Below are 8,311 nucleotides of genomic sequence, written 5' to 3'. Positions count from 1 at the left end.
ACACATCCCCCCGCGGGCGCGCTCCCCCCCCCCGCCCCGTTGGGGGGGGGGGGGGGGGGGGGGGGCGGCGGGGGGCGGGGGGCGCGGCCTGGCCCCCCCCGCCCGCCGACCCCAACCATCCGGCCAATTTCGGCCGGCTGTGCTCCAAGGGTTCGGCGCTGGCCGAGACCGTCGACCTTGACGGCAGGCTGCTTCATCCGGAGATCCACGGCCGCCGCGCCGGCTGGGACGAGGCGCTCGACCTGGTCGCCTCGACCTTCTCGCAAACCATCGCCGAGCACGGCCCGGATTCGGTTGCCTTCTATGTCTCCGGCCAGCTTCTAACTGAGGACTATTACGTCGCCAACAAGCTGATGAAAGGTTTTATCGGCTCGGCCAATATCGACACCAATTCGCGCCTGTGCATGGCCTCCTCGGTCGCCGGCCATCGCCGTGCCTTCGGCGCCGATACGGTGCCGGGAACCTATGAGGATCTGGAGCTTGCCGACCTCATCGTGCTGGTCGGCTCCAACCTCGCCTGGTGCCATCCCGTGCTCTACCAGCGCATCGCGGCGGCCCGGGAAAAGCGGCCGGAGATGAAGATCGTGCTGGTCGATCCGCGTCGCACGATGACCGCAGACATCGCCGACATGCACCTGGCGATCGCACCGGATGGCGACGTCGCCCTGTTCACCGGGCTGCTCGCCTATCTCGGCCAGCACAATGCGCTCGACCGCGCCTATATCACGACGCATACGACCGGCTTCGGGCAAGCGCTTTTCGCGGCGTCGGCGCTCGACCTGGCCGGCGTTGCCGCCGCCACGGGACTGAGCGAGGACGAGCTTGGCCGCTTCTACAGCCTGTTCGCGGCGACCGCGAAAACGGTGACCGTTTATAGCCAGGGGGTGAACCAGTCGTCCTCGGGCACCGACAAGGTCAACGCCATCATCAACTGCCATCTCGCCACCGGCCGCATCGGCAAACCCGGCACCGGGCCATTCTCGGTGACCGGCCAGCCCAACGCCATGGGCGGTCGCGAGGTCGGCGGCATGGCCAACATGCTGGCCGCGCACATGGAAGTCGAAAACCCGGAACATCGCGATCGCGTGCAACGATTCTGGAATGCACCGACCATTGCCCGAAAGCCCGGCCTGAAGGCGGTCGAGATGTTCCAGGCGGTGGCGGACGGGCGCATCAAGGCGCTGTGGATCATGGCCACCAACCCGGTCGATTCGATGCCGGATGCCGATGCCGTAGAGGCGGCGATCAAAGCTTGTCCCTTTGTCGTGGTGTCGGACGTGCTGGCCCAGACCGATACGGTGCGCCACGCCCATGTCCGGCTGCCCGCCGCCGCCTGGGGCGAAAAAGACGGCACCGTCACCAATTCCGAGCGCCGCATCTCACGCCAGCGCGCCTTTTTGGACCTGCCCGGAGAAGTGCTGCCGGACTGGCGGATTGTTGCCGAGGTGGGCAAGCGGATGGGCTTTGGCGAGGCGTTTTCCCATGCCACGCCGGCTGAGGTGTTTGCCGAGCATTCCGCGCTGTCGGGTTTTGAAAATGATGGTGCGCGGGATTTCGATATTGGGGTTTATGCCGGGGTTGATGGAGAAGACTACGACGCGTTGGAGCCTTTCCAGTGGCCGGCGCCGAGCCAAGGCACCCCCCTCTGGCCTGCCGGCCATCTCCCCCGCAAGGAGGGAGATCAGACGGCATCCCTGCCTTCGCCAATCGCCAACGTTGCAGGAATGGCGGCAACGCCTGAACCGCTAATCTCCCCCCTTGCGGGGGAGATGGCCGGCAGGCCAGAGGGGGGTGTTCAAGCTGGACGTCAGCCAGAGGAGAGCGCTCACGCCGCACCTGGCCCTTCCAACACCCGCTTCTTCGCCAACGGCAATTTCTACACACCCGACCGCAAGGCCCGCTTCATCGCCATCCGCCCCACCACGGAAATCCGTACCAGCCCCGACTATCCGCTGATCCTCAACACCGGCCGTATTCGCGACCATTGGCACACCATGACACGGACGGGGAAAAGCCCGCGGCTGTCGCAGCACATCGCCGAGCCCTTTGTCGAAATCCACCCGGCGGATGCGCAGCGCTTCGGCATCGGCGACGCCGACATCGTGCGCGTTTCCACCCCGCGTGGCGACGTGCTGGTGCGCGCGCTGGTGACGGTGCGCCAGCGCCAGGGCAGCCTGTTTGCACCGATGCACTGGACCGATCAGTTTGCGGCGAAGGGCCGGCTCGACACGCTGACCGCGCCGCTGACCGATCCGGTTTCCGGCCAGCCGGCGCTGAAACATGTCGCTGCCCGCATCGAGAAATTCGCCGCGAAAACCTTCGGCTTCGCCGTGATGCGCGAGAGGCCGGCGCATGTAGCAGCAGCTTACTGGGCGGTGGCCAAATGCAAGGGCGGCTGGCGGGTCGAGCTTGCCTTTGGCGATGACGATATCGACTGGGCCGGCTTCGCAGGGTCCTTGTTCGGCACGTCACCGGGCGCCGAAATCCTCGCCTATCATGACCGCGACGCCGGCCAGCATCGCATCGCCGCCTTCGACGGCGACCAACTGTCAGGCGCCTTGTTCGTCGCGTCCGGACCCGTTGCCGTGTCGCGCGGCTGGGCGGCGGAACAGTTGAGTGCCGATTATGTCGACCGCCGCGGCAGGCTGTCGATCGTCGCCGGGCGGCCTGGCGGAATCGACGCCGACCGCGGCGCCATCGTCTGCTCCTGCTTCAGCGTCGGTGCCAACCAGATCGCGGAAGCGGTGCGCCAAGGTTGCGGTAGCGTCGCGGCAATCGGCGTGGCCCTGCATGCCGGGACGAATTGCGGCTCCTGCCGTGCCGAGATCAGGGTCATCGTCGACGCACAAAGTCTTCAAGCAGCCGAGTGATTGTTCCTGACCAAAGGGGCCTGCGCGACGGCGCTGGTTGGGCTATGGTGGCGCAAGCGTGCAGCGTCGAGCACGAATCGTCTTCAGTCAGGGTCATCCAATGGCAAATCCCCCGCGCCGACCGACAAATCCGATGACGGCCGCAGAAGCGGCTTTCAAGCCAGTGAAGAAGCCGGCTGCTCCGGTCCGTGAGCCCTCGGCCACTCCAGGCGTCAGGGAGCTTGTTTCGATCCGGATCGACCGCGCCGTTCTGGATCATTTCCAGGAGGATGGACCGGGCTGGCAGGACCGCATCAACGATGCTTTGCGGCGGGCGATAGAAGGCAAGCCGACTGCCGGCGGTTCGGAAGACGAGTAGAGCCCATTGCTTCGTCATCCACGGGCGAAGCAAGGAGCGTAGCAACGCGGCGCAGACCAGAGGATGCATGCCGCGACTTCAGAGCGCTGCTGCGGTGCAGAATTCTGCTCCGCTGCATTCCAAGGTCGCGGCATCCTTGGCGATTTTCTGCGCGGCATGGCAGAACAGGACAACCGTCCTGTATTCGACAAACCGGGCGCGGATGCCGGCGCTTTTTGGTCGGCGGCCCGACGCAGCCGGCTGCGCCTCGCCCTGTGAGACCAGGCATTCCTGCTCAGCGAACGAAGTATGGCGCGAGGCGCGGTGGATCGCAGATTCCTTCGGCAATACATCGATACGGGGCCGAATGATGCGTTTGGCCCCGTATCGATGTGGCGAAGCCCGGCGCCGGCCGGCGTGCGTTGATCTAAGACCGTATCCCCGGAGGAACATCATCGGCCGACGCTTTGGTTTGGCGGTCGAAAACGACCGCCAGCCCATTCTTGACGGCAAGCGAGGCGACCATGTCGTCGAGTTCGCGATCGGGAATGGCGGGTTTGAGGACGTGCCGGATGGCCCGATAGGCCTGTTCGGTCGACACATAGTCGTAGCGCTTTTTGCGCGCTTCCACATATTGCTCGATGAGAATGCCCAATCGGCGGGCGGCGATGTCATCTGGCTGCTGCAAGGGAGCCTCCTCAAGCGTCGATGGTTTGCAGACCCCTTGGATGTAAAAACCCACGCCGCGAATGTTAAGGCCTGCGTCCGGTTCGAGACCAAATAAAATGTGCCACCGACATTGACGACAAGGGTGCTCATGCGGCGACTGATGCCATCAGGAGCGCAGCTGAAGCGCTTTGTATATGCTTGTATATGTAACCTGATATGATAGTCTCGAAAAGACCGAAGCCGGCCACCGACAGGAGGATCACATGCGCAACGCTTCTCTCTTCGATCTCTCTGGCAGGAAGGCGCTCGTCACCGGCGCCAGCCGCGGCATCGGGCGCAGCATCGCCGAAGCGCTCAGCGCTGCCGGCGCCGACGTCGCGGTCACGGCGCGCAGCCTGGCCTCGCTTGAGGACACGACGGCAGCCATCCGCACGGCCGGCGGGGTGGCACACGCCATTGCGCTGGACGTTATCGATGTCGATCGGTGCCGGGCGGCGACTGCCGAAGCCGCCAGGCTGCTGGGCGGTCTCGACATTCTCGTCAATAATGCCGGGATGGAAGAGGTGCGGCCGTCGCTCGATGTCGATGAGGCGCTCTGGGACAGGATCGTCGACACGAATCTGAAGGGAGCGTTCTTCTGCGCCCAGGCCGCCGCGCGGCTGATGCGGGACGCAGGGCGTTCCGGCGCCATCATCAATCTGTGCTCGCTGACATCCGAAGTCGGCATTCCCACGGCGGTGCCGTATGGCTCGTCGAAGTCGGGCCTGCTCGGCATGACGCGGGCGCTTGCGGCGGAGTGGGCGGAGCTTGGCATAAGGGTCAACGCCATCGCTCCGGGCTATTTCAGGACGGCGATGACTGACGTTTTCTACAGCAACGAGGCATGGCAGCACTCCATGCTGGCCAAGATCCCGCAGCGCCGTTTCGGCGATCTCTCCGACCTGCACGGCATCGCGGTGTTCCTCGCTTCGGACGCCGCAGCCTATATCACCGGCCAGTCCATCCCGGTCGATGGCGGCTTTCTCGCCTCGATCTGATGAGCGGTTTGTCTGGGCAGTTTCGACCGGAAGGATGATGGAAAAATTGCTGGCGACCATCATACATACATGTATATACTTTTGTCCGAGTGAAGCCATTTCGACGGCTTTGATCCTTGTGCCGGGTCGACCTGTCGGCTCGCAGAACTATGGCCAACCAGCGCCAACCGTCCTTGCGTTCCAAGAGTTTCAGGAGAACGAGCAGCCATGTCCGACATCAGCTTCCACGATTTGTCATCCATCGATGCCGACCAGCGCGCCAGTCTGCTGAAGCGCGCCGAAGCCGATCTGACGGTCTTCGTCGAGAAGGTCCGGCCGATCATCCAGGCCGTCAAGGACGAGGGCGACGCCGCCTTGATCCGGTTTGCGAGGGAACTCGACAAGGCCAATGTCACTGAGGGCGAACTGCAGGTGTCGGAGAGGGAGTTCGACGCGGCGTTCGACAAGGTCGAAAAGGATGTCGTGGAGAGCATCCAGTTCGGCATCGACAACATCCGGCATTTCCACGAGGAGCAGAAGCCGGAAACAATGTGGCTCAAGGAAGTTCGGCCGGGCGCCTATGCCGGCGACAGATACACGCCGATCGCTTCCGTCGCGCTTTATGTTCCCCGCGGCAAGGGCGCCTTTCCGTCGGTGACGATGATGACGTCGGTTCCGGCGGTGATTGCCGGTGTGCCGCAGATCGCGATCGTGACGCCGCCGACATCGGATGGTTCGGTGGATGCGGCAACGCTGGTCGCCGCGCGCCTCGCCGGCGTCGGGACCGTCTACAAATGCGGCGGCGCGCAAGCGGTCGCCGCCGTCGCCTACGGCACGCAGACAGTGAAGCCCGCGCTCAAGATCGTCGGCCCCGGCAGCCCGTGGGTGGTGGCGGCCAAGAGCGTGTTGTCGTCGGTCATCAACACCGGCCTACCGGCCGGCCCGTCCGAGGCGATCATCTTTGCCGATGACAGCGTCGACGGAGGCCTTGCCGCGCTTGATCTTCTCATCGAAGCCGAGCACGGGCCGGATTCCTCGGCCTATCTGGTGACGCACAGCCGCAAGGTCGCCGAAGCGGCACTCGCTGCACTTCCTGAGCATTGGTCGCGGATGACCGAACAGCGTGTCGAGTTTTCGCGCGCGGTGCTGACCGGTAAGCGCGGCGGCATCGTGCTGACGGCGTCGCTGGAGGACAGCTACCGCTTCATCAATGACTATGCGCCCGAACATCTCGAGATCCTGTCGACGGAGCCGTTCGCGCATCTCGGGCGCATCACCGAGGCAGCCGAAATCCTCATGGGCCCGCATACGCCGGTGACCCTTGCCAACTTCGTCCTCGGACCCAATGCCGTGCTGCCGACCAGCCGCTGGGCGCGGACCTATGGGCCGCTTTCGGTGACGGATTTCGTCAAGCGCTCGTCGGTCGGCTATGTCACCTCGGCGGCCTATCCGGAACTGGCGCTGCATGCCCGCAGGCTCGCCCGCTACGAAGGGTTCAGCTCGCATGAGAACGCGGTTTCGGAAATCCGCGACCGCTATCTCGCCGGCTGAGCGGAAACGATCGCGATGAAGGCCGCTCGACTTTATGGACCCGGCGATCTGCGCGTCGAGGACATCGCCACGCCGGGCGCGCCGGATGCGGGCTGGGTGAAGCTCAGGGTCGATGCCGCCGGCATCTGTGGCTCCGATCTGCACAATTTCCGCACGGGCCAATGGATAAGCCGGTCGCCTTCGACGGCCGGCCACGAGCTGACCGGCACGGTGATCGCCATCGGCGCGTGCGTCGACACCGTCGCCGTCGGTGACAGGGTGATTGCCGATTCCCGTTTGTGGTGCGGAGACTGCGCGCAATGTCGTGCCGGCAGGCGGCATCTCTGCACTGATCTGGGCTTCGTGGGTGAGATCTGCGACGGCGGATTTGCCGAACAGGCGGTGCTGCCCGCACGGCTTTTGCATGTCATCAATGCCGCGCTTGACGAGCGGGTCGCGGCGACGGCCGAGCCGCTTGCGGTGGCGCTGCACGCGGTGCGGCGCCTGCCGAAAACGGCAGGTTCCGTGCTGGTCGTCGGCTGCGGGCCGATCGGCGGTCTCGCTGCGCTGCTGCTGTCGCGAACCTTCGCCGGCACCGTGCTCGTCGTCGACCGCAACCAGGCTCGCAGCGCCCGCGTGGCGCGGGTGACGGGGGCAACGATCGTCGATCTGAACCGGGACGCCATTGCCGCCGCAACCGCCAATGCCCCGTTGCTCGCGGCCATCGAAGCGACCGGCAGCATCGCGGCACTCAATCAGCTGCTCGGCGTTCTCGATCCCGGCGGTACGGTCGCCATGGTCGGCATCTTCCATGACCGTCTCGACATCGATCCCAATAGTCTTGTCGAACGCGAAATCGGATTGCTGGGATGTCATGCCTTTGCCGACGAACTGCCCGAGGCTGTGCGGCTGCTGGGTGAATTCAGCGAACCGCTGCTGGCCCTGATCGACCAAGAGATCGGCCTGGATGACATTCCGGCCGCCTATGAGCGACTGTTGGCGGGGCGCAGCGACGGCTTGAAAACAATCATCCGCATGCGGCAACCTGTCGAGCAGTCGTGATTTCCGATAAATCGCCGGAAAGGACTTTTGAAATGATCACTTTGCCCGATACGGCCAGCCCTCTCTACGAGAAGGTGAAGGACTACATCCTGACCAACATCGGAAAAGGCCAGTGGAACAAGGATCGCAAGCTGCCGTCCGAAAATGAGTTGGTGGCTTCGCTCGGCGTGTCGCGGATGACGGTGCACCGGGCCTTGCGGGAACTGACCGCGGCGGGATTTCTGACCCGGCTGCAAGGTGTGGGGACCTTCATTGCACCGCCGCGGCCGCAATCGACGCTGATCGAGATCAACAACATCGCGGCGGAAATCGTCGAGCGCGGCAACAGGCATCGTTCCGAAGTCCTCGTCCTCGAAACTATCATGCCGACAAAGGAACTGGCGCTGTCGTTCGAATTTCCAAAGCGTGTCTCGATCTATCATTCCGTCGTCGTCAATTTCGAGAACGATCTGCCGGTTCAGTTGGAAGAGCGCTTCGTCAATCCGAGCCTCATCCCCGATTATGACAAGCAGGATTTTTCGAAGACGGCGACCTATGACTACCTCATGCAGAAAACCCCGGTGACCGAGGTCGAACACATCATCTCGGCGATCCCGGCGGATGCCGAGACAGCGCGGCATCTGGGCATCGATGTCGGCGCCTGCTGCCTTTTCCTGCATCGCCGGACATGGACGGGCGCGGTGGTGGCGACGATCAGCAAGCTGACTTATGCCGGCAGCCGCTATTCGCTCGGCAGCCGCTACTCCCCTTCCAAAAACAGCTGACGGAATCATGGCGAATGCAAGCAGGAGCGATTTCGTTGCCAATGTATATACATGTACTGATGA

General features: G+C 64.0%; 8 protein-coding genes. 7 read left to right on the top strand and 1 reads right to left on the bottom strand.

Annotated features, from left to right (window positions below; all coding sequences use genetic code 11):
- The 3 genes from NKI73_RS09935 to NKI73_RS09925 form a co-directional block, all read left to right on the top strand.
- On the top strand, positions 1 to 2,870 hold a 2,870-nt coding region (locus tag NKI73_RS09935), incomplete at its 5' end, for a nitrate reductase (RefSeq protein ID WP_352628999.1).
- Between the two features lie 100 nt (positions 2,871 to 2,970).
- Positions 2,971 to 3,228, top strand: a complete 258-nt coding sequence (locus NKI73_RS09930; protein WP_352628997.1) for a BrnA antitoxin family protein — start codon at positions 2,971 to 2,973, stop codon at positions 3,226 to 3,228.
- Positions 3,229 to 3,291: 63 nt separating this feature from the next.
- A complete protein-coding gene (locus NKI73_RS09925; RefSeq protein ID WP_352628995.1) occupies positions 3,292 to 3,486 on the top strand; it encodes a hypothetical protein in 195 nt (64 codons plus the stop codon).
- A 148-nt stretch (positions 3,487 to 3,634) separates the two neighbouring features.
- On the opposite strand, the gene NKI73_RS09920 is transcribed toward NKI73_RS09925, so the two are convergent.
- Positions 3,635 to 3,895: a hypothetical protein gene (locus NKI73_RS09920; RefSeq protein ID WP_352628993.1), complete on the bottom strand. Its 261-nt coding sequence runs from the start codon at positions 3,893 to 3,895 to the stop codon at positions 3,635 to 3,637.
- Positions 3,896 to 4,139: 244 nt separating this feature from the next.
- On the opposite strand from NKI73_RS09920, the gene NKI73_RS09915 reads away from it, so the two are divergent.
- The 4 genes from NKI73_RS09915 (at position 4,140) to hutC (ending at position 8,248) form a co-directional block, all read left to right on the top strand.
- Entirely contained in the window at positions 4,140 to 4,913 is a 774-nt protein-coding gene (locus NKI73_RS09915; protein WP_352628991.1) for an SDR family NAD(P)-dependent oxidoreductase, read from the top strand.
- A gap of 207 nt (positions 4,914 to 5,120) precedes the next feature.
- On the top strand, positions 5,121 to 6,443 hold the full coding sequence (hisD, locus tag NKI73_RS09910; RefSeq protein WP_352628989.1) for a histidinol dehydrogenase: 1,323 nt from the start codon (positions 5,121 to 5,123) through the stop codon (positions 6,441 to 6,443).
- Positions 6,444 to 6,458: 15 nt separating this feature from the next.
- Positions 6,459 to 7,484: a zinc-dependent alcohol dehydrogenase gene (locus NKI73_RS09905; protein WP_352628987.1), complete on the top strand. Its 1,026-nt coding sequence runs from the start codon at positions 6,459 to 6,461 to the stop codon at positions 7,482 to 7,484.
- Positions 7,485 to 7,516: 32 nt separating this feature from the next.
- Positions 7,517 to 8,248, top strand: a complete 732-nt coding sequence (gene hutC, locus NKI73_RS09900; RefSeq protein ID WP_352628985.1) for a histidine utilization transcriptional repressor HutC — start codon at positions 7,517 to 7,519, stop codon at positions 8,246 to 8,248.
- Positions 8,249 to 8,311 lie beyond the last annotated feature (63 nt).

This window comes from Mesorhizobium sp. M0496, from assembly GCF_040321205.1.
GTDB lineage: Bacteria > Pseudomonadota > Alphaproteobacteria > Rhizobiales > Rhizobiaceae > Mesorhizobium.
Note: the sequence above shows the minus strand (reverse complement) of the source record. Positions and strands in the feature narration are given on the sequence as shown.

Coding starts and splice junctions, on each gene's coding strand:
- NKI73_RS09930 (WP_352628997.1), top strand. CDS start 2,971: ATGGCAAATCCCCCGCGCCGACCGACAAATCCGATGACGGCCGCAGAA.
- NKI73_RS09925 (WP_352628995.1), top strand. CDS start 3,292: ATGCATGCCGCGACTTCAGAGCGCTGCTGCGGTGCAGAATTCTGCTCC.
- NKI73_RS09915 (WP_352628991.1), top strand. CDS start 4,140: ATGCGCAACGCTTCTCTCTTCGATCTCTCTGGCAGGAAGGCGCTCGTC.
- hisD (WP_352628989.1), top strand. CDS start 5,121: ATGTCCGACATCAGCTTCCACGATTTGTCATCCATCGATGCCGACCAG.
- NKI73_RS09905 (WP_352628987.1), top strand. CDS start 6,459: ATGAAGGCCGCTCGACTTTATGGACCCGGCGATCTGCGCGTCGAGGAC.
- hutC (WP_352628985.1), top strand. CDS start 7,517: ATGATCACTTTGCCCGATACGGCCAGCCCTCTCTACGAGAAGGTGAAG.